The 25,010-nt window shown below is 38.7% G+C and carries 23 protein-coding genes and 1 tRNA gene; 19 read left to right on the forward strand and 5 right to left on the reverse strand.

What is annotated here, in order from left to right; translation table 11 throughout:
• Positions 1 to 24 precede the first annotated feature (24 nt).
• Both ACM5BR_RS01960 and ACM5BR_RS01965 read left to right on the forward strand, forming a co-directional pair.
• Positions 25 to 1,137 (forward strand): tyrosine-type recombinase/integrase, encoded by a 1,113-nt coding sequence (locus ACM5BR_RS01960; RefSeq protein ID WP_416825510.1) that lies wholly within the window; start codon positions 25 to 27, stop codon positions 1,135 to 1,137.
• Positions 1,138 to 1,157: 20 nt separating this feature from the next.
• Entirely contained in the window at positions 1,158 to 1,559 is a 402-nt protein-coding gene (locus ACM5BR_RS01965) for a hypothetical protein (RefSeq protein ID WP_416825511.1), read from the forward strand.
• Between the two features lie 92 nt (positions 1,560 to 1,651).
• Here the strand turns inward: ACM5BR_RS01965 and ACM5BR_RS01970 are convergent, their stop codons facing one another.
• Together ACM5BR_RS01970 and ACM5BR_RS01975 are read right to left on the reverse strand one after the other, a co-directional pair.
• Complete coding sequence (locus tag ACM5BR_RS01970; protein WP_416825512.1) at positions 1,652 to 2,176, reverse strand: hypothetical protein; 525 nt, start codon at positions 2,174 to 2,176, stop codon at positions 1,652 to 1,654.
• A 349-nt stretch (positions 2,177 to 2,525) separates the two neighbouring features.
• Positions 2,526 to 2,598, reverse strand: a tRNA-Val gene (locus tag ACM5BR_RS01975).
• 228 nt (positions 2,599 to 2,826) lie between these two features.
• Here ACM5BR_RS01975 and ACM5BR_RS01980 point away from each other — a divergent pair.
• The 4 genes from ACM5BR_RS01980 to ACM5BR_RS01995 all read left to right on the forward strand — a co-directional run bounded on the left by ACM5BR_RS01980 (position 2,827) and on the right by ACM5BR_RS01995 (position 6,274).
• A complete protein-coding gene (locus ACM5BR_RS01980; RefSeq protein ID WP_416827810.1) occupies positions 2,827 to 4,005 on the forward strand; it encodes a D-alanyl-D-alanine carboxypeptidase family protein in 1,179 nt (392 codons plus the stop codon).
• Positions 4,006 to 4,733: 728 nt separating this feature from the next.
• A complete protein-coding gene (locus tag ACM5BR_RS01985) occupies positions 4,734 to 4,964 on the forward strand; it encodes a hypothetical protein (protein WP_416825513.1) in 231 nt (76 codons plus the stop codon).
• Positions 4,949 to 5,563, forward strand: coding sequence for a reverse transcriptase domain-containing protein (locus ACM5BR_RS01990; RefSeq protein ID WP_416827811.1), 615 nt, complete (start codon positions 4,949 to 4,951; stop codon positions 5,561 to 5,563). Before ACM5BR_RS01985 ends, ACM5BR_RS01990 begins: the two co-directional genes overlap by 16 nt.
• Positions 5,564 to 5,746: 183 nt before the next feature.
• Positions 5,747 to 6,274, forward strand: coding sequence for an isochorismatase family protein (locus ACM5BR_RS01995; protein ID WP_416825514.1), 528 nt, complete (start codon positions 5,747 to 5,749; stop codon positions 6,272 to 6,274).
• 67 nt (positions 6,275 to 6,341) lie between these two features.
• Here the strand turns inward: ACM5BR_RS01995 and ACM5BR_RS02000 are convergent, their stop codons facing one another.
• Entirely contained in the window at positions 6,342 to 6,671 is a 330-nt protein-coding gene (locus ACM5BR_RS02000; RefSeq protein WP_416825515.1) for a helix-turn-helix domain-containing protein, read from the reverse strand.
• A 531-nt stretch (positions 6,672 to 7,202) separates the two neighbouring features.
• On the opposite strand from ACM5BR_RS02000, the gene ACM5BR_RS02005 reads away from it, so the two are divergent.
• The 3 genes from ACM5BR_RS02005 to ACM5BR_RS02015 all read left to right on the forward strand — a co-directional run bounded on the left by ACM5BR_RS02005 (position 7,203) and on the right by ACM5BR_RS02015 (position 9,807).
• Entirely contained in the window at positions 7,203 to 8,570 is a 1,368-nt protein-coding gene (locus ACM5BR_RS02005) for an aldehyde dehydrogenase (RefSeq protein WP_416825516.1), read from the forward strand.
• Between the two features lie 152 nt (positions 8,571 to 8,722).
• Positions 8,723 to 9,151 carry a histidinol dehydrogenase gene (locus ACM5BR_RS02010; RefSeq protein WP_416827812.1) on the forward strand — a complete coding sequence of 143 codons (429 nt, stop codon included), beginning with the start codon at positions 8,723 to 8,725 and terminating at the stop codon, positions 9,149 to 9,151.
• Positions 9,152 to 9,228: 77 nt separating this feature from the next.
• Positions 9,229 to 9,807: a DUF6944 family repetitive protein gene (locus ACM5BR_RS02015; RefSeq protein ID WP_416825517.1), complete on the forward strand. Its 579-nt coding sequence runs from the start codon at positions 9,229 to 9,231 to the stop codon at positions 9,805 to 9,807.
• 34 nt (positions 9,808 to 9,841) lie between these two features.
• Here the strand turns inward: ACM5BR_RS02015 and ACM5BR_RS02020 are convergent, their stop codons facing one another.
• Positions 9,842 to 10,513: a YitT family protein gene (locus ACM5BR_RS02020; RefSeq protein ID WP_416825518.1), complete on the reverse strand. Its 672-nt coding sequence runs from the start codon at positions 10,511 to 10,513 to the stop codon at positions 9,842 to 9,844.
• A 696-nt stretch (positions 10,514 to 11,209) separates the two neighbouring features.
• Between ACM5BR_RS02020 and adhE the strand changes: the two genes are divergently transcribed.
• A complete protein-coding gene (gene adhE / locus ACM5BR_RS02025) occupies positions 11,210 to 13,813 on the forward strand; it encodes a bifunctional acetaldehyde-CoA/alcohol dehydrogenase (RefSeq protein WP_416825519.1) in 2,604 nt (867 codons plus the stop codon).
• Positions 13,814 to 13,980: 167 nt separating this feature from the next.
• Positions 13,981 to 14,319, forward strand: a complete 339-nt coding sequence (locus ACM5BR_RS02030) for a YmaF family protein (protein WP_416825520.1) — start codon at positions 13,981 to 13,983, stop codon at positions 14,317 to 14,319.
• Between the two features lie 313 nt (positions 14,320 to 14,632).
• Here ACM5BR_RS02030 and ACM5BR_RS02035 read toward each other — a convergent pair whose 3' ends face one another.
• On the reverse strand, positions 14,633 to 15,484 hold the full coding sequence (locus ACM5BR_RS02035) for a CAP domain-containing protein (RefSeq protein ID WP_416825521.1): 852 nt from the start codon (positions 15,482 to 15,484) through the stop codon (positions 14,633 to 14,635).
• Positions 15,485 to 16,103: 619 nt separating this feature from the next.
• On the opposite strand from ACM5BR_RS02035, the gene ACM5BR_RS02040 reads away from it, so the two are divergent.
• The 8 genes from ACM5BR_RS02040 to ACM5BR_RS02075 all read left to right on the forward strand — a co-directional run bounded on the left by ACM5BR_RS02040 (position 16,104) and on the right by ACM5BR_RS02075 (position 24,982).
• Positions 16,104 to 17,066, forward strand: a complete 963-nt coding sequence (locus ACM5BR_RS02040; RefSeq protein WP_416825522.1) for a YncE family protein — start codon at positions 16,104 to 16,106, stop codon at positions 17,064 to 17,066.
• Positions 17,063 to 17,734: a response regulator transcription factor gene (locus tag ACM5BR_RS02045; RefSeq protein ID WP_416825523.1), complete on the forward strand. Its 672-nt coding sequence runs from the start codon at positions 17,063 to 17,065 to the stop codon at positions 17,732 to 17,734. The genes ACM5BR_RS02040 and ACM5BR_RS02045 overlap by 4 nt, the downstream gene beginning before the upstream one ends.
• 10 nt (positions 17,735 to 17,744) lie before the next feature.
• Positions 17,745 to 19,124, forward strand: coding sequence for a sensor histidine kinase (locus ACM5BR_RS02050; protein WP_416827813.1), 1,380 nt, complete (start codon positions 17,745 to 17,747; stop codon positions 19,122 to 19,124).
• A 111-nt stretch (positions 19,125 to 19,235) separates the two neighbouring features.
• The gene (locus ACM5BR_RS02055; RefSeq protein WP_416825524.1) at positions 19,236 to 19,958 is read left to right on the forward strand and encodes a FadR/GntR family transcriptional regulator; all 723 of its coding nucleotides are present in this window, start codon (positions 19,236 to 19,238) and stop codon (positions 19,956 to 19,958) included.
• A gap of 162 nt (positions 19,959 to 20,120) precedes the next feature.
• A complete protein-coding gene (locus ACM5BR_RS02060) occupies positions 20,121 to 20,837 on the forward strand; it encodes a (Fe-S)-binding protein (RefSeq protein WP_416825525.1) in 717 nt (238 codons plus the stop codon).
• Between the two features lie 12 nt (positions 20,838 to 20,849).
• Positions 20,850 to 22,274, forward strand: a complete 1,425-nt coding sequence (locus ACM5BR_RS02065) for a LutB/LldF family L-lactate oxidation iron-sulfur protein (protein WP_416825526.1) — start codon at positions 20,850 to 20,852, stop codon at positions 22,272 to 22,274.
• Entirely contained in the window at positions 22,271 to 22,978 is a 708-nt protein-coding gene (locus ACM5BR_RS02070; protein WP_416825527.1) for a LutC/YkgG family protein, read from the forward strand. The genes ACM5BR_RS02065 and ACM5BR_RS02070 overlap by 4 nt, the downstream gene beginning before the upstream one ends.
• Positions 22,979 to 23,161: 183 nt before the next feature.
• The gene (locus ACM5BR_RS02075) at positions 23,162 to 24,982 is read left to right on the forward strand and encodes an Ig-like domain-containing protein (protein ID WP_416825528.1); all 1,821 of its coding nucleotides are present in this window, start codon (positions 23,162 to 23,164) and stop codon (positions 24,980 to 24,982) included.
• Positions 24,983 to 25,010: the final 28 nt, after the last annotated feature.

Below are 25,010 nucleotides of genomic sequence, written 5' to 3' on the forward strand. Positions count from 1 at the left end.
AATTTAATGGATGGTGATTTCTAGTTGGCTGGATCGGTTAAAAAGGAAAAAAACACATGGTACTATGTGTTAGAACTTGGAAAGGTAAATGGAAAAAGAAAGCAAAAGAAAAAGAGGGGATTTAAAACTAAAAAGGAAGCACAACAGGCCTTAATTGAAGCTGAGCATTCTATTTTAAAAAATGGAATATATTATGAACCTTCCAAAACTCTTTATAAGGAGTATCTTGTTGATTGGTTGTCGGATAAAAAAACAATCATAAGGGAATCGACTTTTAAAACTTATAGTTGGCTTATTTATAAATATATTATTCCATTTTTAGGTGATTTGGAACTCTCAAAAATTAAACCTATAGATATACAAAAGATGTATAACAACTTAATTAACAATAATCAACTATCTAGAGATAATATTCAAAAAATTCATTCTTTAATAAAAGACTCATTAAATAAAGCTGAGCGTTGGGGGATGATTCAACGTAATGTAGCATCTTTAGTAGACCGACCTAAGTCATTTAGAAAAGAAATGAAAATATGGAGTGTAGAAGAGGTTAAAAAGTTTTTAGATATATCTATAGGTAGTAGATATTACGTTGCGTTTCTATTAGCTCTAACAACTGGAATGCGTCAAGGCGAGATACTTGGATTAAGATGGAAAGATATTGATTTCGAAAATAATTCCTTGTCAATAGTTCAAACATTGAGTCATGATGGTAAATCATTTAATTCTCAAGCTAAAACGAAAACAAGTTTAAGAAGTATTATTTTACCCAATGAAACATTAAAAATACTAAAAGATCATCAAAATATGGTTCTATTAGAAAAACAGCAGAATGATATTTTATACATTGATAATAACCTTGTTGTTTGCACTAATATTGGAACTCCTTGCCTTCCAAGAAATATATTAAGAACATTTTACTCTTTAATAAAAAAAGCTGAATTGCCTCGTATTAGGTTTCATGATCTAAGACATACTCATGCAACGTTATTACTAAAACAAGGTGTTAATCCTAAAATAGTGGCAGAAAGATTAGGACATTCAAATATTAAGATTACATTGGAAACATATAGTCATGTTTTACCAAGTATGCAAACTGATTCAGCAAATAAAATTAACAAATTGCTTTTTGAATAAAAAGTAAAGGAATGATTGTAATGAAGGACTTTGAATTTATTAATGGATTTTTATTTGATGGTGAAAAACGAATGAGTATGGTGAATACTGAAACAATGAGGATTCTTATTCAAGATAAAGAATTAGACAATACAGAATGGAAAACAAAAGTTAATGCTATAAAGGAAATAATTAATACTATGGATATTGGCTCTACTAGAGATTACACGGGTGATTATGATCTTGATATTAAAATCTTTTTAATGTTGCTAGATTCTGTTGGAAATTTAATTAAATTAAATAGTATAAACCCAAATCATCAAGATATGAGAAATGTTGAAGTGGCTTTTGATTTTCTAAAAATGTTCTTGAGTGATAAGATTTATGATTTAGAACAATATAGTAATATATTAGATCAGCAAGAAGATGATGAGTTTTTATGAATGAGATAAAATATTAATTATAAATTTTAAAATAAAAAACCTACACCTCCAATTGTTAGTTGTGTCTAACAATTGGGGTGCAGTTCATTTCATTATCCTTTTTTTACAAATTTAGATCGTGGCCAAAGAATCGAGTAATTAACTTTACCATTGCTACTAAAATAATTAGGTATACTTAAATATGGCCTTTTATCTTCATCATCCAAGTATAGATATCCTATTAATCCTGAATCTTGAATAGGTTGTATAATAGTTTGTATAGATGGGTGTTCAGCGGATACACTAACTGATAAAACCGTTACTGGATCAATTTGGTCAACTCCAGGAATATCTTCCCTCAGATAAATCCTATTTTTTTCATCTGGAATAGCTGAACTTGAAAAGCTGAATATAGGCGGATTGGCTTCTAGTAATTTTAATAGTCTTTTATCTAGCTCCGAATTAACCGTATAATTTACCCAGAATTTAATTAATAATGGGCCGCCAATAGCAGAGACAGCTATTAATATACCAAGAATGGTCAATAAAGTTGTTATGTCAAATTGCATATTGGAATTATTTTGTTGAATCATATCAGATAAGTCATTTATTTTTTGCACCATTTGATCTTGATTCATATCATCATCTCCTATTAGTACAAAATTCGACATATCGGAAGGTCATTCCTGCTATTTAAGCCGATAGTACTTCTGTGTCAGTCGTCAGTGGAAACTTAACAGCCCTGACCTGTTCTAGGTATTTGAATAAATATTTTATATACACAGACTTGAAATTGCTAATGGGATTGTTTTACCCTTATCCGGCGAATTTCAAATGGATTTACAAGTACACTTTAATGTGGCAGTTTTTAAATATAGGTGACCAATAAGTGACCACAATTGCTTATTATTAAAAACTTAGATTAAAGTCTAAAAGGAAAAGGCCTTAATCCCTTGAAAACAAAAGGATTAAGGCCTTATATTTGTATGACCCCGACTGGTCTCGAACCAGCGACCTCCACCCTGTCAAGGTGGCGCTCTCCCAGCTGAGCTACAGGATCAGGAAGAAATATTAGTAATACTATACAGAAGGATGAAAAAATTGTCAACAAAATCGTGTTTGTTATATTCAAGCACAGTATGATATAGTAGAAAAGGAATTTAAGAAAACGATATTTTCCAATATTACGGAAGCATTTAATCGACTCATTATGGGGAATTTACAATAAATAGATAGAGAGATACATATAAGGGAGAATTCGATGATTCGGAGAATTGCAATAGTCTTGATGGCTTTGCTGCTTGTTAGTGTGCCTTCTGTTTATGCTGAGGAGCAGCCGCATGTTGTTGGAGAGTTTGCTGTTTCAATGGATGCTAAAACGGGTGATGTTTTGTACGATAAAGAAGCATATCATCGTGCGTATCCAGCTAGTATTACGAAAGTACTAACTGCTATTTTGCTGATGGAGAATACGAAGCCTGGTGATCGTATTACGTTTTCACAAAAGGCGTTAGATCAAGAAAAGAGTAATTATCAGGTTGATTTTCATGTAGGTGATTCGGTTGATCGGGATACAGCGCTTACAATTATGATGGTGCTGAGTGCAAATGATATGGCGTATGCCATTGCAGAGCATGTTTCGGGTAGTGCGGAGAACTTCTCTAACTTAATGAATGAAAAGGCAAAAGAACTTGGTGCGAAGGATAGTCACTTTGTGACGCCAAATGGATTGCATGATCCGAATCATTATACAACACCTTATGATATGGCGCTTATTATGCGCGAGGCTAGTAAGTATCCAGAAATTATGAAGGCGATGGATACGAAGAGAACGACGATAACGACGTCACGTCAGACAATTTCTATTCTTAATAAAGCGAAGTTTTTTGATAATCCGAATGTGATTGCGGGGAAAACTGGATTTACCAATGAGGCGCATAATACACTCATACAGGTGAATGAAAAGGATGGGAATCGCATTATTAATGTTGTAATGAGTTCTCATAATCCTGCTGAATATGAGGATGTGAAGGCAATGGCTGATTATGCATTTCCGTTACTTGAGAAGCAGCAGGTGCTTGATAAAAATGATTGGACACAGAATGCTGTATTTCTAGGACAACCTGTTCCGGTTGAGCTAGAGAGAGGTTCAGACTTAACCTTGAAAAAAGGGGAAGGTAAACAAGTACAAGCAGTATTTCATCCACTTCAAATTGATAATGAAACGTTATATGATCACGGCATTGTGAAGGGGCAAAGGATTGGCCAGGTGGATCTTGTGAAAAATGGACAAGTTCTCGATTCCATTCCTGCATTTGCAAAGGATAGTGTAACATTCCAGCGGCCATCAGGCGAAACTATGTTGCAAGATGGTACCCTGCCAATAGGACTTGGGATTCTATTTATTCTCTTAATAAGTAGTGTTAGTGTCATGTTGAAAAAACGAAAACAAAATATTTCTGCATAATTGAAGGGGCTATGTGATGACATAGCCTCTTTTTTAGCTTGCGTGCCCAGAAAGCCGTTAACTGCTAATTGGTGAAAGTCCAATCTGAGTAAGTGCCAAGACGCTCAGTAGCTGACAGGCAACTGGTGAAGAAATTCTAAGGTTGAAGCCCTGTGACAAAGTAACTCTCTAGAAGAGTGCGAGCAACCTAACAGGTTGTAACATAAAGTGAATCCTGCCGTCTCGTCAAAAGAACCCACCGTAGGTGGCTGAAGAGAAGTCGAGCCTTGAGACTATGGGCGAAGACCAAGGAAGGTGTGAAGAACTTGGAACAGCAGCACCAAAGAACTCTCGGGGTAAGGGGAACGACATGTTAGGAAAGTAGATAACGGAACTGGGGATACCCTCCTCGTCACTTTATAGAAAAGTAAAGCAGAAACCTATAAGTGCAAACGAAATGGTGGATGGAGGAGAGGGAGTCGGAGGGGGTCATAGTACCAATGATGACAATGACAACACAACATTGTCTAGGGAAGGACGGCAAAAGCCAATACCCTACTTCGTTCATATGTCAGAAGGAGGTAAGAGTCAGTGAATGCCAAGAAAATGGCTAATTACACCAAACAGCAAAAGCTCAAGAACTCTGGAAGACGTTATATCTTTGTGCCAAGGAAAGTCCAACTCGTAGATTTCATGTATTATATGACAAAATCTATCGACCTGATATTCTGTGGGAAGCATGGCAACGTGTGAAACGAAAGAGAGGAAGTGGAGGTGTAGACGGACAGACAATTGAAAAGATTGTCCTGGAATATGGGGAAAAGAAATTCATGAACGAACTCTACCTAGAATTGAAGGAGAAGCGCTATCACCCAAGTCCAGTTCTAAGAACCTACATTCCAAAAGATGATGGAAAGAAACGTCCATTAGGAATCCTGTTACAGGAACTCCGCAAGGAGGTGTCATCTCTCCACTCCTAGCGAATATCTACTTGAATACAATGGATAAGCTTTGGAAAAAGAGATTTGAACATCTTGGAGAACTGATTAGGTATGCAAATGACTTCGTCATTCTATGCAAGACCAAACAACAAGCGTTAGAAAGTATTCGAGTCATTCAGACAATAATGGGAAAACTTGACCTTTCCATAAATCGAAAGAAATCAAGACTAGTCAATCTATGGAACGACACAGACGGATTTGACTTTCTAGGATTTCACAATCGAAAGTTTCCAATTAGGAGAAAAGGCGGAAACATCCTATATGTCATGTCCCACATACCGAAAAAGAACGCAATGAGGAAAATGCGAGCAAAGATAAAAGCTTACACGGAGCCAAGGAATAAACTGTATTTGGATATTCGAGATTTGGTAAAAGGGCTGAATAGGAAGCTTCAGGGTTTCAAGAACTATTACCTAATTTCCCCTATGGCGAAGAAATGGCTAAATCGAATTGATTGGTATGTCCTAGAACGCCTTACCTTGTTTTTCAACAAGAAGAGGAACAATCGTAAGAAACATGGGAATTTAAAGGATGTAAGGAAAGAGATTAAACATATTTTGGTGAAATTGGCTAGTTAAATTCCGTAAAGCCAAAGAAAGAAGAACGTCGGAAAGCCGTATGAGGGAAAACCTCACGTACGGTTTGATGAGGGGAAACTGAAAGTAAAAGAGATAGCGTAAGCTATCCCTTTGAAATCAGTTTTCTACTCTACTATAGCCTGGTGATATAATGAAAAAGAAACAATAGGATGTGAAACGCGAATGAAGCAAGCTTTAGTTATCATTGACATGCAGGAGATTTTTTTTACTGAACCGCAAAATTATTTATATAACAAGGTACATGTAGTTGAACATATAAACGAATTAATTACGAAAGCTTATGAAAAAAGGATCCCAGTTATCTTCATTCAACATACAAGTACAGAGGAAACAAATGAATTGTTTGAAGGGAAAGATGATTGGCAATTACATAAAGGATTAGTGAAAACTTCTTCAGATAAAGTGATTCAAAAAACGAAATTAGATGCTTTCTATCAAACAGAGTTACTAAACTACTTAAAAGAGAAAGAAATTGAGCAAATTATTTTTGCAGGAGCGCAAACTGAATTTTGTTTAGATACTACAATTCGAGCTGCCTATAGCTTAGGGTATCAACATAATATTCTTTATAAAAATACCCATAGTACAATATCGAGTACAGTATTAGAAGCAGAAACGATTATTAAACACCATGAAAACATTTGGCATAACCGATTTTTAAAGATTGTAGAAGGAGATATAGTTCTATAACTTGGCTAGATCTAAAAGCCTACTAATCAATCCAACGTAAAGAAGAGCAGTCACTTGACTACTCTTCTTACTTGTTACTAGCTCTCCATTTATTAAACTCTAGAAATTCCTTGAACTGCTCCTTTGATACTCCTGATTGCATTGCATCTTTGACAAGTTGCATCCATTCAGAGTCAAAGTCTAATTCCGATTGCCCTATTGTTTTATCGTGGAGAAGGGAATCGACTTGAACGTGAAGTACTCCTGCAATTTTTTCTAAGAATTGAATAGAAGGATTGTGCTGAAGATTACGTTCGATAGAACTTATGTATGATTTTGCCACTCCTGCTCGTTCCGATAGTTCTGTTAAGGAAATACCACGTTGCAGCCGTAATCGTTTGATACGTTCGCCGATCATAGAGTTAAACGCACCTTTCTTAAAGAAATCCCTTTGACATTTGCATTATAACATAATTATATTGCGATTGTTAGAGCGGCTTTGTCAGGATTATGTTCGGTTTACAAAGAACTCAAGAATTATTCACTATATAGACTGTTTTTATAATTCTATCTAATATCCCTTAAGTATTTAGATGTTGATTCCGCAGGCTTTAAGAAGCTTTTCATTCTGCTGTTTCTCAAAATTCGAATATTTAGTGAATTTTTTCTATTTTCCAATTATTTTCGTTTTATTTTTTGATAATGTAAGAAAAAAATCTAGTAATTTTCGATTTGTAAAATTTATATTAACAATGTTACAAAATGACAAACTATGTGAAAAAAAGTAAAATTTAATAGTTTTATACAATAATAATATAATTTTATTCATAAGATTGTAGAGGTGGTCTGTCATTTACATGCAGTTGACAGGTAGAATGGATAGTGGCATAGTAAAAATAAGCAAAAACCGTTTAAAAGTTTAAACATAGGGACGAAAGGTGTGATTAGTATGGATATTTCATCATTGGTACAAGAACAAAAGAACTATTTTTACAGTGGTCAAACACGCGCTCTTCCTATACGGCTTCTTCATTTAGATGCGCTATATAAAGGGATTCAGAAGTACGAAAGGGAGATCATAGATGCCCTGCAGAAAGATCTACATAAATCTGAATTTGATTCTTTCACGACTGAAATCGGTTACGTATATAAAGAAATTTCCTTTGTTAAAAAGCATCTTTCTTATTGGATGAAACCAAAGAAAGCGAAAGGTACGTTTCTTCATTTTGGCTCGAAGGGAAAAATGATAGCAGAGCCGTACGGGGTGACGCTCATTCTTGCACCGTGGAATTATCCGTTTCAATTAGCAATTGCCCCCTTGATTGGAGCGATTGCAGCAGGGAATACTGCCATAATCAAGCCTTCTGAATTAACTCCTACTGTATCAGCGGTTATAGCAAAGCTAATAGAAGACGTTTTTGAACCAACTTACATAGCGGTTGTAGAAGGCGGTATTGAGGAAAGTACAGAGCTTTTGCAGCAACCCTTTGATTTTATTTTCTTTACAGGCAGCGTAGCGGTCGGAAAAAAGATAATGGAAGCGGCCGCCAAGCAATTAATTCCAATTGTATTAGAGCTCGGGGGGAAAAGTCCTTGTATTGTTCATTATGATGCGAATTTAAAACTTGCTGCTCGGCGAATCGTATGGGGCAAGTTTTTAAATGCCGGACAAACGTGCGTAGCTCCCGATTATCTGTACGTTCATCAGGCTGCGAAGGAAGAATTGCTATCTTATATAAAGGAAGAAATAGAACTCATATATGGAAAGCAGCCGCTTCACAATGAACAATATACGCATATTGTGAGTGAACGTCATTTCCAGCGGTTAGAGGGATTTTTAACAAATGGAAACATGGTAGCAGGTGGAGAGACGGATAAAGAGCAGCTTGCCATTGCGCCTACAATTCTAGATCAAATTTCATGGGAGGATGCAGTAATGCAGGATGAGATATTTGGTCCGATCCTTCCTGTTCTCACCTATGAGGATCTAGAGGAGGTAATTACTGTGATTCAAAGTCATCCTAAGCCGCTTGCCTTGTATGCCTTCTCGGAAAGCAAAAAGTTTCAAGATGATATTGTGGAACGACTTTCTTATGGCGGCGGGTGTATCAATGATACCGTCTACCATTTAACCAATCCGTTTTTACCATTTGGAGGAGTGGGAGAAAGCGGAATAGGTGGTTATCACGGAGAACATAGCTTTTATTCTTTTTCTCATCAAAAGAGTGTCCTGTATCAAACTACGAAATTCGATTTTAAATTTCGCTATTATCCGAGTGAAAAGGGTTTAACCTTTATTAAAAAGCTGTTGAAATGAAAAATCTGAATGAAAGAAGGTGCGATCTCATGATGAGGTCGCACCTTCTTTCGCTTAGGGAACTCCTGCGAGAGTGAAATTAGATGAATAGTTTGCCGATCCTTTTGACACAGTATGTGGTAAAGAAACTTCTAGAAATGGGTGAGAGAATGATGTTTCGCTATTTCAAGTATAAGCTAAACGATAAGGTGCAATTTCAGGAAAATGATGGGCATATCTATCGGATTATTGGCTATCGTTTGGAGAAAGGCTTTGACCCAGAAAGAGAATGGACGCATATTGTTTACGAGCTATTGCGGGAATTTGACGGATATATGCTGGATGCAATAGAAGATGAAATCGTACGTGTCATTCAAGTCGAGGAGGAATACTATAAAATGTCCGATGTTTTTGGCTATCAGTATCCAGCCAAAGTGAAGCAAGCAAATCGCCCGCCTCTTGTTGAAGTAGAACATCAAGTAAACGATTTACTTGATCGGTACAATGATTACAAATGTCTTTCTGCACTCTTTCAAGATGCGAGCTATGAAGAGAAAGCAAATGTATGTATTGAGCAAATGAAGAAATTACGAAATAAATAGGAAGTGTACAAATAATGAAGTTCCTTGCAATATGATTTGCATATACTGGTTGAAAGTATACAAACGGCGGTTTACGTATGAATAATCTAATAAAGGAAACAATAGGATCTGGCATTACGGTATTGGGAACGGTTACGGCTGCGATAGGAAGTACACCGACCCGCATCCTAACAAAGGAAACGCTTCGAAACTTGAATATATATGGCAACGTCTTGCAAGCAACAGGGAATGGGCTGCAAGCAGATGCAAAGGAACCCCTTTCTTTAGGGCAAATTGGCAATCAGGTTACGGCGCTAGGAAATATTTCAGTCGTTGCCAGTTTTGTTCTGGATCTTCAGAAAATCACAGAAGGCAAGCTTTTTATTACAGGAAACTGGCTACAGGCATTAGGAGAAACGGTAGAGATTGCTGCTGCAATTGAGGACGATACGGGATTGGTTCGGTCGTTTAACGTCATAGGAAATAGCATACAAGCAATCGGTAATTCCTTGCAGGCCATTGGTAAAATTTTCGCACTGTTGGATTGTGAGAAAGAGGGGGAGTTGCTCATTTTTAAAGGAAGCTGGATTCAAGCTGTTGGTGCGTTTATTACCTTTCTAGCTGTCCTTCGTAAGGGAGCACAGCTAGAAACAAAAAACAGAGTACGACGCGGATAGCATCGTACTCTGTTTTCTCGTTATTGATAATCATTTATACATATGCTTTGGAAGCAGAATCTTGCTTATAAGCTTTGGTTGTAGTACTTTGCTTAATAGCTTTTGGAGCAGAATCTTGCTTATTATATTGCAATACGAAATCTGTCATAAAGCCGCAAATTGCAACCGATAAAATCGTGAATGCAATACTGACCCAATTCATATAGAGCGTTGATAAAGCTAAGACGAAAGTATCAAATATGATGTAAATTTTTCCGATTGAAAGACGGGAAGCTTTACTAAGCAGTATGGATAAAATATCGTCTCCACCGGTAGCACCACCGTTACGCAGAATTAAGCCAAGTGCGAATCCGACAAGTACTCCGCCTACGACAGCTGCGATAAATAAGTGCTGTGATAGGTTAATAACAAACGGTGAATAGTGCTCCATTAAAGAATAGGAGGCTGAGAAAGACGTAGCCCCAATGATCGCTTTAATAGCTAAACGCTTTCCGATAAATATGGTACCTAAAATAATTAAGGGAACATCGAGAAATAGCGTTGTAATAGAAGGGGAGATATGGAAGAAATTCTTAATAAGCAACGCAATTCCAATAAAGCCGCCTTCTGCTAAGTTATTTTGCACGTGAATGTGATAAATGGATGTTGCAAGTAAGAAAGAACCCAATATAATCATGAACACTTCTCGCCAGCGTATCGATTTCATTTTTTTATTCCTCTTTCGTAGTTAGTTTGTTTGAAAAACAAGTTTTCAGACTAACTACTCATAAATAGCAAGGAGATGTCTCCTCTATGCGTAGTTAGTTTTTGGCTAACTACGACGCTATATATAACAGAAGGAATAATAGAACTCCAACATAATTTCGCCCACTTTCGTTTTTGCTAAAGCTGCCTTAAAGTGACAAGCAAAAACGCTAAGTGTATGACATATCTTGACGCTTCCAGATGCTCCTTCGAGCAACCATGGTATCAAAGTCCTTTCTTTATTAGATTTTCTCGCTCTAACGAATGAGAAAACACTCACTTATGAAAATGAATGTTAGATCACCCGCAAGTAGTACCTAACTGCAGTTTGGCAGCGAGAGTTCCTAATGAAATATAAACCCACTTATAGTTTATCATATGAGAAGCATGTTGAGAAAAGAATAGGTCGAATTTACTAACAAATTTACTATAGGTAAGATATAATGTGAAACATTTCACAAAAATGACATGCAATTTCTTATAAATATGTCGTATAGTATTGGTGTAAGGTTTGTGAAGTAATTCACAAAAAATATACTCGAAAGTCGAACTACGGGCTTGCTTCTTGCTAGATCGGAGCGTCGTATGGATTCGAACGATCGGGACATATTACGACATCAGGGGCATCATTGGACCCTAACATAAGGAGGAAGTTCATATGGCTGTAGAAGAGAAGAAGCAAGAACAGTTACAAGACACATCCACCATGATTGATGAACTCGTAGTAAAAGCAAACAAAGCGTTAGCACAATTTGAAAACTTTACCCAAGAACAAATCGACCACATTGTGTATGAAATGGCGCTAGCTGGATTAGATCAGCATATGCCCTTAGCAAAACTTGCAAATGAAGAAACAGGTAGAGGAATTTACGAAGATAAAATTATTAAAAACATTTTTGCAACAGAATATATTTGGCACAGCATTAAAAATGATAAAACAGTCGGTATTATTCATGAAGATCCATACACAGGAATTACGGAAATTGCTGAGCCTGTAGGAGTAATTGCTGGGGTAACACCGGTAACGAATCCAACTTCAACGACGATGTTTAAAGCACTTATCGCCATTAAAACTCGTAACCCAATTATTTTTGCTTTCCATCCATCTGCCCAGGGCTGTTCTGCAAAAGCAGCTTCTGTTCTTTATGAGGCAGCTGTTAAAGCAGGTGCTCCTGAGTATTGTATTCAATGGATTGAAAAACCATCTATTGAAGGAACAAAGCTTCTAATGAATCACCCAGGTACTGCCCTTGTATTGGCTACTGGCGGAGCAGGAATGGTGAAATCTGCATATAGTACCGGAAAGCCAGCGCTAGGAGTTGGACCGGGTAACGTACCTTGTTATATGGAAAAAACAGCGAAAATCAAACGTGCCGCTAACGATTTGATTCTATCTAAATCCTTTGATAACGGTATGATTTGTGCCTCTGAGCAAGCTGTTATTATAGATACAGAAATTTATGAAGAAGTAAAGAAAGAAATGATCGCAAATCAATGCTACTTTGTAAGTGATAATGAAAAGAAGCTTCTTGAAAATCTTGTCATTCGTAAAGATACTTGCGCAGTAAATCCTGAAATCGTTGGAAAATCACCTGCATGGATTGCAAAACTGGCTGGATTTGAAGTTCCTGAAGAAACAAAAATCCTTGTAGCAGAAATTGAAGGCGCAGGAGCAGATTATCCACTTTCACGTGAAAAATTAAGTCCAGTTCTTGCTTGTATTCGTGTAAGCGGTACAGAAGAAGGTTTCAAACAATGTGAAAACATGCTAACCCTTGGCGGCCTTGGTCACTCTGCTGTTATTCACAGTACAAATGAAGACATACAAAAACAATTTGGCCTCCGCATGAAAGCATGCCGTATTATTGTAAATGCTCCTTCCTCTCAAGGCGGAATTGGAGATGTATACAATGGCTTCATTCCTTCCTTAACACTTGGATGCGGTTCATACGGTAAAAACTCTGTATCTTCTAACGTAAGTGCGATTCATCTATTAAATATAAAACGAATCGGGGAGCGTCAAAATAATATGCAATGGTTTAAGCTGCCACCGAAACTTTACTTTGAAAAAAATGCAACGCAATATTTAGCGAAAATGACAAATATTTCTCGTGCTTTCATCGTAACGGATCCTGGCATGGTGAAATTAAACTATGTAGATACAGTTGTTCATTATTTGAAACAGAACCAAAACAATGTTCAAATCGAGATCTTTTCCGATGTAGAACCAGATCCATCTGATGTTACCGTATTTAAAGGTGCAGAAATGATGCGTTCTTTCCAACCAGACGTTATTATCGCACTTGGCGGAGGATCTGCGATGGATGCAGCCAAAGGAATGTGGCTATTCTATGAGTATCCAGATGTTCAATTCTTCGGCCTAAAACAAAAGTTCTTAGATATTCGTAAGCGTACATTCAAGTTTCCAGAAATGGGACAAAAAGCGCAGTTCGTTGCCATTCCAACAACCTCTGGAACAGGCTCAGAAGTTACACCATTTGCCGTTATTACGGATAAAAAGAATAATATTAAATATCCACTTGCAGACTATGAATTAACACCAGATGTAGCGATTGTCGATCCACAATTTGTGATGACCGTGCCGCCGCGTATTACAGCAGACACTGGCTTAGACGTGTTGACACATGCAATTGAAGCATATGTATCTATTTTAGCCAATGATTATACAGATGGTCTTGCAATGAAAGCAATCGAGCTTGTATTTGAATATTTACCAAGAGCATATAAGGACGGAAGCGATGAACAAGCACGCGAGAAAATGCATAACGCTTCTGCAATGGCTGGTATGGCTTTTGCCAATGCATTTTTAGGTATTAACCATAGCCTTGCTCACAAGCTTGGACCAGAATTTCATATTTCACACGGACGCGCCAATGCCATTCTTTTGCCGCACGTAATTCGCTATAATGCGAAAAAACCGACCAAGCATGCACTGTTTCCAAAATATGAGCACTTCATCGCTGATGAACGATATGCACGAATTGCTCGCATGCTCGGCTTACCAGCTGCAACGACAGAAGAAGGAGTAGAAAGCCTTGTAAAGGCCATCATCTCCCTTGCGAAGGAATTAAATGTTCCAATGAGTATCGCAGCCCAAGGTGTAGACTGCAGAGAATTCGAAAGTAAAGTAAACTATCTAGCAGAACGTGCATTTGAAGACCAATGTACAACAGCTAATCCAAAAATGCCGCTTGTGAGAGAACTTGCGGACATATATTGGCTAGCATACGAAGGTGTGTAAAATAAGTAAGACTATGTTATTAGGAAGTTACCCATCCATGGATGGGTAACTTTTTTTGTTTTACCTGAGGATACGAAAAGCATATTCGAGGTTAAGTAGTCTTTCATCATGTTTGGCTGCATATACGTCTAATAACGAATATTTTTCAATAAAGGGGGACTCGAAAAATGCATCGTGTTGGGAAAGATGACTTTGCTTCTGGATTTGTTCCGAACCATAACCATGGTTCTGTCGATTATACATCCGTTGTAAATGGGCATGTTCATCAATGCTTAGACGTAACCTCTCCGCCTATTTCCACACCGGATGGCGGACATATTCATTATACAGAAGGCTATGTTTTATTTGAGGATTCCCATAATCATCATTATAAAGCATACTCTGGTCCAGCTATACCGCTTGGAAATGGAATGCATGTTCATTATTATGATTTTTATACAACAGAGGAAGGTGGACATAAACACCGTGTCAGGGGAGTGGATCAGGCAGCTCCCGGCGATAAATAGGGAGGGTTTATTTTGACGAGTGAGCAAGAGAAACAGAGCATTTCTTTTTCGTGATTCATGTTTTGGAAGAGCGATTGAAGCATAAGCAAATGGAGTAGAATTTTCACGGGATATAGGAATGTTACAATACTTTAGCAGGAAGGAACCTACGGTAGAAATCATTTCGCTGTGGGTTCTTGGGTTTGTTGAGGATATTTCAAACGTTGTATATATAGAAATTTTATATTTATTTTAAATAAATTTGGGACAAAATAAGAAAAAAAGAAGGTTAGCCCCAAGAGATCATCTCTTGAGGCACCTTCTATTCAAAGTCTTATTTTGAAATAAATTCTTGTGTCCAAATGTCTTTGCCTGAAACATATCCTACACCGATGTAGTTGTATGAGCTGTTTAAAATATTTGCACGGTGACCAGGGCTGTCCATCCAAGCTTGTACAACTTCTTCTGGAGTTTGTTGTCCCATTGCGATGTTTTCCCCTGCTGATGTGTACGTAACGCCAAATTGTTTCATCATATCAAATGGTGATCCGTACGTTGGACTTGTGTGATCAAAGTAGTTAAGATTATTCATATCTTGAGCTTTTGCCTTGGCTACTTTGCTTAATGTTGGATCTACTTTTAATGGGCTTAGACCATATTGTGCACGTTGTGCGTTTGTTAAGTCAACAACCTTTTGCTCATAGGCACTAAGTTGACCTTGCTGCGAAGACGCAGGTGTAGATGGTTTAGATGCAGGTGTTGACGGTTTTTGCGAAGACGCAGGTGTCGACGGTTTTGGTTGTGAAGATGCAGGTGTCGACGGTTTTGGCCCTGAAGACGCAGGTGTCGACGGATTCGGCCCTGAAGACGCAGGTGTCGACGGATTCGTTTGTGATGTCACAGGTGGTGCTGGATTAGGTTCCGAAATTTGTGGAACATACATTTGGTTGCAATTGGATGGTTGGAATTGTATCAAATTCCAAATTGATTGGTTTTTAAAGAATGTATTTAAAAAAGATTGTAAGTTTTGTTGATTCATTGGCTCAAATGAGAATTGGAAAGGTGAAGAATAAGGTACATTATTTGTATTTACAGGTTGTAGACCTTCAGCCTTTGCATCGTGTGTGGTTGCCCCAAATGTGAATGCAGCAGCTGCTGCGACAGATAATAATAAAGTTTTCTTCATGCTATCCCTCCGATGATGTAATGTAGATTCTAGTTTGCTAGGAAACAGCTAGCTTGTTTCTCTCTGACACGTTCATAGTAACATAGTTTACGAGGAGGGAAAGATGGGAAATATTGCTTGTGAATTCATATTTCCTATATGTTCCACTTACATGAACTTAGTAGATTAATAGAAAAATATTCCATGTATAGGGAGATAAGTGTAGCAGCAAGGGTTGCAATCAATAAAAGACGAAAAGCAATTGTTTTTTCAGGGATTTGAAAGACGAAAAAATTGTATAAAACTACCAAGTTGAAAGAGGGAAAATGCCTAAAAATAAGGAAAAACCAGCATTAGCGAAGGAGAAATATGGAAAGTTTTTAACAGATTTGTAATAGTATTGTTGACATTGTTACGGACGTATCGATGTGTTGTTACATTGTAATAAAGTGAATCTTCCCTCGTGGTTTTTTCTCTTGATCTTACTGCCCTTACATAGCGAGATACATGCTTCTTACTAGATAGAATCTTTGTTGTAAAAAAAATCTCTTCTATTATATAGTAGGAGATAGGAGAGCTTCACAATTTCCTCACAATTATTTGCTATCGTGTTAGAAAGAATGGGAAATGGGGTAGGTACATGAGGCGATTGGTGGTAATGTTTGTATTGGTAGGTATGCTTTGCGGTTGTAGCCAGCAAACCTATCCTCCTGTTCACAAAGGAGATATCGTAGTGACTACGAATCAAAAGGATGGAAGCGTTAGCTTTATTGATGCCCATTCAAATTCGGTGTTAACAACCTGGAAATTAAATAAAGCGATTTTAGGAAGTGTTCTGTTTCCAGATGGAGATACAATTGCTTTTTATGGGAAACAGCTGTCTCATGTTCTACTCTACTCTCTATCAACTGGTAAGCAGGTAGGACAATGGGAATGTGGAACTGGAATCGTAAATATGATGGTATCCACGCAAGGAAATGAACTTGTCCTTGCTGATCAGAATACCAATTCCATTCGAATATATAGCTTATCAGGAAATGAAGAGGCACGGATTCCCGTTGGGCAAAGTCCGTTAACTCTTGTTCAAGATGAGCAGTATTTGTATGTCGTGAATTTTAAAGATGGTAAGCTTTCTATGATAGATTGGAAAACGAATAAGGTAAGTAATACGGCTACAGTGCCAGTGTCATCCACAGGAGCTGTGCTGCAAGGAAATGAACTTTGGCTTGGCGGGCACGGAAATGGGGATCAAGTGAATGAAGCGGTCCATATTTATGATGCTCACAGCGGGGAGCTTGTTCGAAGCATACCGGCTCCGCAAATGCCAGTCAGCTTTGCTTCGGATGGAGCAAGCATCTATGTATTAAGTCATGGTTCGGCAACGCTTAGAAAAATAAATAGTAGTACGTTTGCAGAGGAGGCAGAACTTACGGTAGGCTCGAATCCGTTTGCGATTACGTTAGCTTCAGACCGTATATTCGTGGCAAGCTATGATAGCGATGAGGTGATTGTGGTCGATCCGAAAACGATGACGAAAGTAGCTACCATTTCTGTAGGCAAAGGACCGTTTCAGTTTACTGTGGTCAAGGGGGAAGGAAAATGAATAGGTATCGTATCCTTATTGTAGATGATGAAAGTGATATGCGTCAGCTTGTCGGCATGTATTTAGATAATTCCGGCTATGTATGGGATGAAGCTGAAAACGGCGTTCATGCGTTAGAAAAGATGAAGGAACATTCCTTTGATCTTATTATTTTAGATTTAATGATGCCTGAAATGGACGGGCTTACGTTTTGTAAGGAGGTTCGCAAAACTTCGGATATTCCAATCATTTTTTTAACGGCGAAAGGGGAGGAATGGAATCGTGTAAATGGACTTCGCATGGGCGGAGATGATTATATCGTAAAGCCATTTAGCCCGGGAGAGCTAATCGCACGTCTAGAGGCTGTTCTGCGCCGAAGTTCTAAAACGGATGGAATAAAGGCGGAGAATTGGGGACCTGTAACGATTGATGAAAAAGGGCATCGTGTTCTAATAGAAGGGAAAGAGGTCTCTCTAACTGTGAAAGAGTTTGATTTGCTCTACTTTTTGTGTAAACATCAGGGACAAGTGTTTAGCAGAGATCAACTCCTTGAAAAAGTGTGGGGCTATGACTATGCGGGGAGCACGCGGACGGTCGATACACATGTGAAAACCATTCGGCTTAAGTTCGGGCAGTATGCTAATACGATTCAAACAGTATGGGGCATAGGCTATAAGTTTGAGGTGTAAGATGAAAAAAATGTCGATGGTGAAAAAGCTATGGTTAACCATTATTGCAGCGGCTATTGTAACCGTTTTTTGCCTATATTTTGTATCGTTATATTCGTATGAAAAGCTCTATGTACAAAATGTAGAGGATACATTAAAGGGAGAAGGAAAGCGTTTATCCTCCCAGTATAGTCCTGCAAGCGGAACGGATGCGTTTGCCAAAAAAGTAGAAGCATACGCAAGTATATCACAGGCGAATATTTTGTTTGTAAGCAATCCGCGCGATTTAAGCGCCTGCCTGCCGTTTGATGTGCAATACAATCCCATCATAAGTGAAGAAGATCGTCAGCACTTGCTCCGCGGTGAAACGGTGGCCAAGGTTGGATTTGAACCTCGCTTTGGGAGCAACGTGATGGGGGTCGTAACGCCAGTATTAGATGAAAAAAAGCTAGTTGGTATTATTTATTCTTACATTCCCTTAAAGAGTGTGAAGGACTTCATTTTTGAACTTGGTCTAATTTTGGCACCGCTTTCTCTATTATTAATTATTGCAACGGCTTGGATTGGACGTAAAATTGTCATTGCAATTACAAAGCCATTACTGCAAATGGAGCATGTGTCAAACCGAATGTCCGAAGGCGATTTCTCTGAGCGAATTGCGATTACTTCTAACGATGAAATTGGCCGCGTTGGCACCGCTTTTAATCGGATGGCACTTACACTGCAAAAAGAAGATTTACAGCGTAAAGAATTTTTAGCTAATGTTTCACATGAGCTCCGTACACCTCTTAGTTATATGAAGGGCTATAGCGAAGCAATGCTAGATGGTGTAGTCAAACAGGAGCAGCAGCCTAAATACATTGCACTCATTCATCGAGAGGCAGGACGTATGCAGCGGCTCGTTCACGATTTACTTGACTTAGCACAGCTCGAAGGCGATTTGTTTCCGCTTCATAAACAGCCAACGGTGTTATCTCAATTAATAGAAGACGAGCTGCAAACCTATGAACCGCAGTTCTTAGAGAAAAATCTTCAACTCTTTAAAAAATTAGATCCTGACATTATCGTGAACGTCGATGAAGATCGGATGCGCCAAGTTCTGCATAACTTAATGGATAATAGTATCCGTTATACGAAGAAGGGCAGTATAACTGTACTACTATTGAAAAAGGGAAAACAATGTGAGTTTACCATTACAGATACAGGCATTGGCATTGGTGCGGAGCATCTACAGAAGCTAGGTGAACGATTCTACCGAGTAGATAAAGCACGATCTCGTGAAAATGGCGGTACGGGTCTTGGACTGGCGATTGTAAGGCAAATAGCAGAAATCCATGAAGGCAAGCTGGACATTGAAAGTGAAGAAGGAAAGGGAACAAGCATTACGATTACTTTGCCGATTATGGACTAAGTATGATAAAGCATTGAGCGATAAGATATTTGGATTTACAATATAATGTAATAGGAAAGAATTGGCTTGCTGATTTCCTATGCAAGGATTGAAGAAAGTAGGGTGATGATTTTGGGATACAAATCAATTCGACCGAAGAAAATATATGAAGAAGTGTCAGATGCTATTCTTACGATGATTAAGGATGGAACGTTAAAGCCAGGTGACCAATTGTTGCCTGTACATCAGCTAGCGGAAGAGTTTCAAGTGGGCCGATCTGCTGTTCGTGAAGCGCTTAGTGCCTTGCGGGCAATGGGACTTATTGAAATGCGTCAAGGGGAAGGAACCTATGTCAAGAGCTTCGATGCATCATCGCTGACAACGATGCTAAACAATACCATTCTCATGGATAAGCAGGATATCCTAAACCTATTTGAAGTACGTAATATTTTAGAACTCGGTGCGGTTCGCGCAGCAGCACTTAGACGAACCGATAAGGATATCAAAGAGATGAAGCACCGGATTAATGAAATGAAGAACTCGCTTGGAAATGAAGTAGTTGGACAAAAAGCGGATTATTATTTTCATATGGCCATTGCAGCAGCATCTCATAACAATATTCTCGTAGAACTTATGAATCACGTTGCAAGCACTGTCTCAGAAAGTATTGGAGAAACAAGACATCTCATCTTGTACGGCGAACATACGACAGCCGAAATTTTAGCTGAGGAACACCAGGCAATTTTCGAAGCAATTGTCGACGGTGATGGTGAAAAAGCACAACAACGAATGTATAAGCATTTAATTGGTGTAGAAAAAATGCTTTCCAGTATAAGAAACTTGGAAAATGTGTAAAATGTGTTACAATAATAAGGCAGAAATTTTTACTAGCCGATTTTTGTATGATATTTTTATAGTTATAGAAAAGAAAATGATTGCAACAAATTGTTTTCTTTTCCCTAACTCATCAGATGACCGTATGATTAAAATTGCTAGAGTTTGAGAGGAGATTAAGTGATGAAAGTTACATTGTTTGCTACTTGTTTAGTTGACATGTTTCAAACGAATGTGGGAAAGGCAACAGTCGAGATTCTTGAACGCTTAGGCTGTGAAATTGACTTTCCGGAAACACAGATTTGCTGTGGACAGCCTGCTTATAATAGCGGATATGTCGAAAAGGCAAAAGGATCAATGAAACATATGATTACAGCCTTTAAAGATGCAGAATATGTGGTAACACCATCCGGTTCATGTGCCACCATGTTTAAGGAGTACCCAAATGTTTTTAAAGGAGATCCTAAGTGGGAGCAACCAGCAAAGGATTTAGCTAATAAAACGTATGAGCTGACACAGTTTATCGTTGATGTACTAAAGATTACGGATGTAGGTGCGCGCCTAGAAGGAAAAGCAACCTATCATACATCTTGTCATATGACACGACTTCTTGGAGTTAAAGATGCTCCATTTACCTTGCTTTCTAATGTAAAAGGGCTAGAGCTTGAAAAGCTTCCAAATGCCCAAAACTGTTGCGGCTTTGGCGGTACGTTTTCAGTGAAAATGACGCCGATATCTGAGCAAATGGTCGATGAAAAGGTGAACAGCGTAATGGAAACAGGAGCTGACTACTTGATTGGAGCAGATTGCGGATGTCTCATGAATATTGGGGGACGGATCAATCGTAGAGGTAAGCCGGTACATGTGATGCACATTGCGGAAGTATTAAATAGTCGTTAAGGAGGAAGCACCATGTCAATTAAAATCGGTGATGAGCCATTTAAAGAACGAATTGATGAAGGAATACACAATACATTTATGCGAGGCGCCGTTACATCTGCGCAAAATAGCTTGTATACTAGACGTCTCGCAGCTGCAGATGAGCTCGGGAACTGGGAACAATGGCGTGAGCTAGGGGAACAAATTCGCCAGCATACACTCGAAAACCTTGACTATTATTTAATGCAGCTTAGTGAAAATGTTGCAAAGCGTGGCGGTCACGTTTTTTTCGCAAAAACGAAGGAAGAAGCAGCTAAGTACATTCAAGATGTCGCAAAGGCAAAGAACGCCAAAAAAATTGTGAAATCAAAGTCGATGGTAACCGAAGAAATTAGTATGAACCAAGCGCTCGAGGAAATTGGCTGTGAAGTAGTAGAGAGCGATCTAGGTGAGTACATTCTACAAATCGACAATGATGCGCCATCACATATTGTAACGCCTGCTCTTCATAAAAATAAGGAACAGATTCGTGACGTATTTAAAGAAAAATTAGGCTATACAAAATCTGAAGATCCGCATGAAATGGCTAAATTTGTTCGGAAAATTCTACGTGAAAAATTTATGGAAGCCGAGGTAGGCATAACGGGCTGTAATTTTGCTGTTGCTAATACAGGATCGATTGCCCTTGTTACGAATGAAGGAAACGCCGATCTTACCATAAGTATTCCGAAAACACAAATAGCCGTAATGGGAATGGAACGCCTCGTGCCAACGATGGAAGAACTAGACGTCCTTGTTGGTCTTCTTTGCCGCAGTGCGGTTGGACAGAAGCTTACAAGCTATGTGACGGTAGCAGGTCCAATGCAAGAAGGAGAAGCGGATGGCCCGGAAGAATTCCATCTCGTTATCGTGGATAATGGACGTTCTGAAATTCTGGCTTCTGCTTTCCGTCCTGTCCTTCAATGTATTCGCTGCGCAGCCTGTGTGAACGTTTGTCCAGTCTATCGCCATGTAGGGGGTCATTCCTACGGATCGATTTATTCTGGTCCAATTGGAGCAGTATTAACACCGCTTCTAGAAGGATATGACGAGTATAAAGAACTTCCATATGCGTCCAGCCTTTGCGGGGCTTGTACCGATGCATGTCCGGTTAAGATCCCACTTCATGAATTATTACTTAAGCATCGCCAAGTAATCGTGGAGCAAGAAGGACGTGCTCCAATAGCAGAAAAACTAGCGATGAAAATGTTTGAAATGGGAGCATCTTCATCCCTTCTATACAAAATTGGTTCGAAGGTAGCGCCTGCTGCGATGAGTCCATTCCAAACGGGAGATCATATTTCAAAAGGTGTTGGACCATTAAAAAATTGGACGGACATTCGTGATTTCCCAGCTCCAAGTAAAGAACGATTCCGTGATTGGTACAAAGATCGTAAGAAAGGCGGCGACAAGGAATGAAAGGAACGATAACAAATGGTGATTCGTTTTTAAATCATATTGCGAATCAGCTCGGACACCAGCGGAAAACAAGCGGCGTAACGCGCCCTGAGTGGAAGCATAAGGTGAACGAAGAAGTAATGCAGGATTGTACGCCGGAAGAACTGTTAGAAATATTTAGAAAACAGTGCAGCAGTATTCATACGACTGTTATAGAAACGAAAGATCTTGCTGCATCCATTAAGAACATCTTTGAGGAAAATGGAAAAGGCCCTGTTATCATTTCCAAGGATTCTCGTTTTGAAGAATACGGATTAACGAAATTATTCCAAGAAGAGCTACCTGCCGAGCAGGTAGACGTATATGAATGGGATGCAAATCAAAGGGAAACAAACTTTGAAAAGGCTTCTAGCGCTTCGTTTGGCATCGTATTTTCCGATTATGCACTTGCAGAGTCAGGTACCGTTGTTATGCAGTCTAATCAAGGTCAAGGTCGCTCACTTCATTTCTTACCAGAAGTTTATGTTGCTATTATAAGCAGAAGCACAATCGTTCCACGTATTACACAAGCTGTTCGAGATATGAACAAACGAGTGGAAAACGGTGAAGCAGTTGCTTCAGCTATTAATTTCATCTCTGGACCAAGTAACTCAGCAGACATTGAAATGAATCTTGTTGTTGGCGTACACGGACCACTTAAGGCTTATTACATTATCGTAGACTAACACTACTACTACTACAAAAGGGAGTAACAAACCTTTTGTAGTAGTTTTTTTGTATTCCAGATGTGTGAAGAAGGCTTTATAGAATGTCCGCAATATGGACAGAAATAGCCCGGAACCCCTTTTCTAGTAGCATGATAGCTTGTTATAATAATACTATAATATTCTGATATATAGAGGTGCTACATGAGAAAACGGGTATGGGCGAGTGCTTGTTTAGTATTGCTGCTGTTATCGGGTTGCCAGAGTTCTGATGTATCCATAGATGCGAAGCTGTCTCGTGAGTTTGCAGTCGGTCAAACGTCAAATGTTATTGCAAAGTCCGCCAGTGAAGTGGTTATGAAAACAGGAAGCCGTGTTGATATTCCGTATCACGTAAAGCCAGGAACGGTTTCCGGCTCTGATGCAAGTAATTTGAATATGAATGATACAAAGATTTCTTATCTTCGGCCGTTTGTTGTCACACAGAGTGATGTAGGGCAGGCGAATATTGGTGATGATATACCACTAATGGACATGTTTAATCAAGGTGCACGCGGATTACTGAACTATACAGGTAAGCAACAAGGTCTACATGATGAGGTACTGAATGAGGTTCGTACCGGCTATGCACCTGCAGTGTCTGTTAAAGACCTAGACAATATGTTTAAAATCGTAATACCTGGCAATAGCATTAAATACGATGAGGTTGCACAAGCAGTTCAGGATTTTATTAATAGTACGAACGATCCAACTGTTACGATTCCTGTGATGCAAACCTTTGATAAAAATAATCCGAATTTCATTGGCTTTGTCAAAATGAAACTGAAGATTGTAAACGGTACCTTGATTAGAGGAACGTATGAAGGATGGGTGGGACCAACTTCTTTTTCAGTTACGAACTTAAAGTTTCAAGAAAGCTTTCCAGCTGGGTTAGATGTTCAAACAACGGATTCTCACTTTACGAAAACGGGTACACCAAAAACGGGAGAAACCGTAACGGCAACTTTGCCTGATATTGTTTTTCAGAAAAATATGAATGGGGATTATGATGGGGGAAATGTAGATTTTACTTTAACCGTTATCGCAACTAATACTTCGCAGCCAGGTACCTCCTATTCATTAAATAATTCTACGGTTACGTATTTAAATTTGGATAATACATGGAAAACAGCAAATTTTCCTTCCTTAACCATTACTGTGAAGGATGGCTTGCAGGATATATCCATCCCTAGTTTGATTGAACGAAATGTTGGTGATCCGTCTGCACCGATCCCAATTACGGTAACGCCAGCCAGTGCAGCCTCGCAATTGCAACTGCAATATGGCGTAACGCAAGATCAAAATTTTGCAGATGTAAGTATACAAAATCAAAATCTTATCATCAATCCAAAGAATCCGGGAGAAATGAATGTCACCGTAAGTGTAAAGGATGATTTCGGAGATATGGTGCAAAAGCAAGCTCATGTTATGTTATATCAATTTATCAGTGATAGTTCCTTTACTCTGAATGAAGGGGAAACAAAGACGTTTCCGTATACGTTACTGCCAAGCACCATTGCAAATATGACATGGACGATGGCTGATACAAAAATCGCTTCTGCTTCAAATTCTCAGATAACCGGAAATCACGCAGGGCAAACGCTGCTAACTATTACCGGAATTGGTCATACAGGGACAATTTTTACGAAGCAAATTACAGTTACGGTTAAGTCTACGACAATTCCTTTACAAGCTTTATATTTTTCTCCTGCATCGGTGTCCATGAATATTGGAGATACGCTTGATGCGTCAGCGTTATTAAAATTTGTTCCGGCCAATGCAACAAATCAAACGATTACTTCATGGACGAGTAGCAATCCAGACATTGCAATGGTTGATAGCAAGGGAGTCGTTACGGCAAAGAAGGCGGGTACCATAAGTATCACGGCGCAAGCACAGGGAAACCTGAATGCTGTACTAACCATCACGGTGAATGATCCGTATAAAGCGGCATACGATCCAAACAATCCTTTATATCGGTGGTGAGAAAATAAGGCTGTCTATTTGTCGATTT

It is taken from the genome of Ectobacillus polymachus (assembly GCF_048159605.1).
Lineage (GTDB): Bacteria > Bacillota > Bacilli > Bacillales > Bacillaceae_G > Ectobacillus > Ectobacillus polymachus.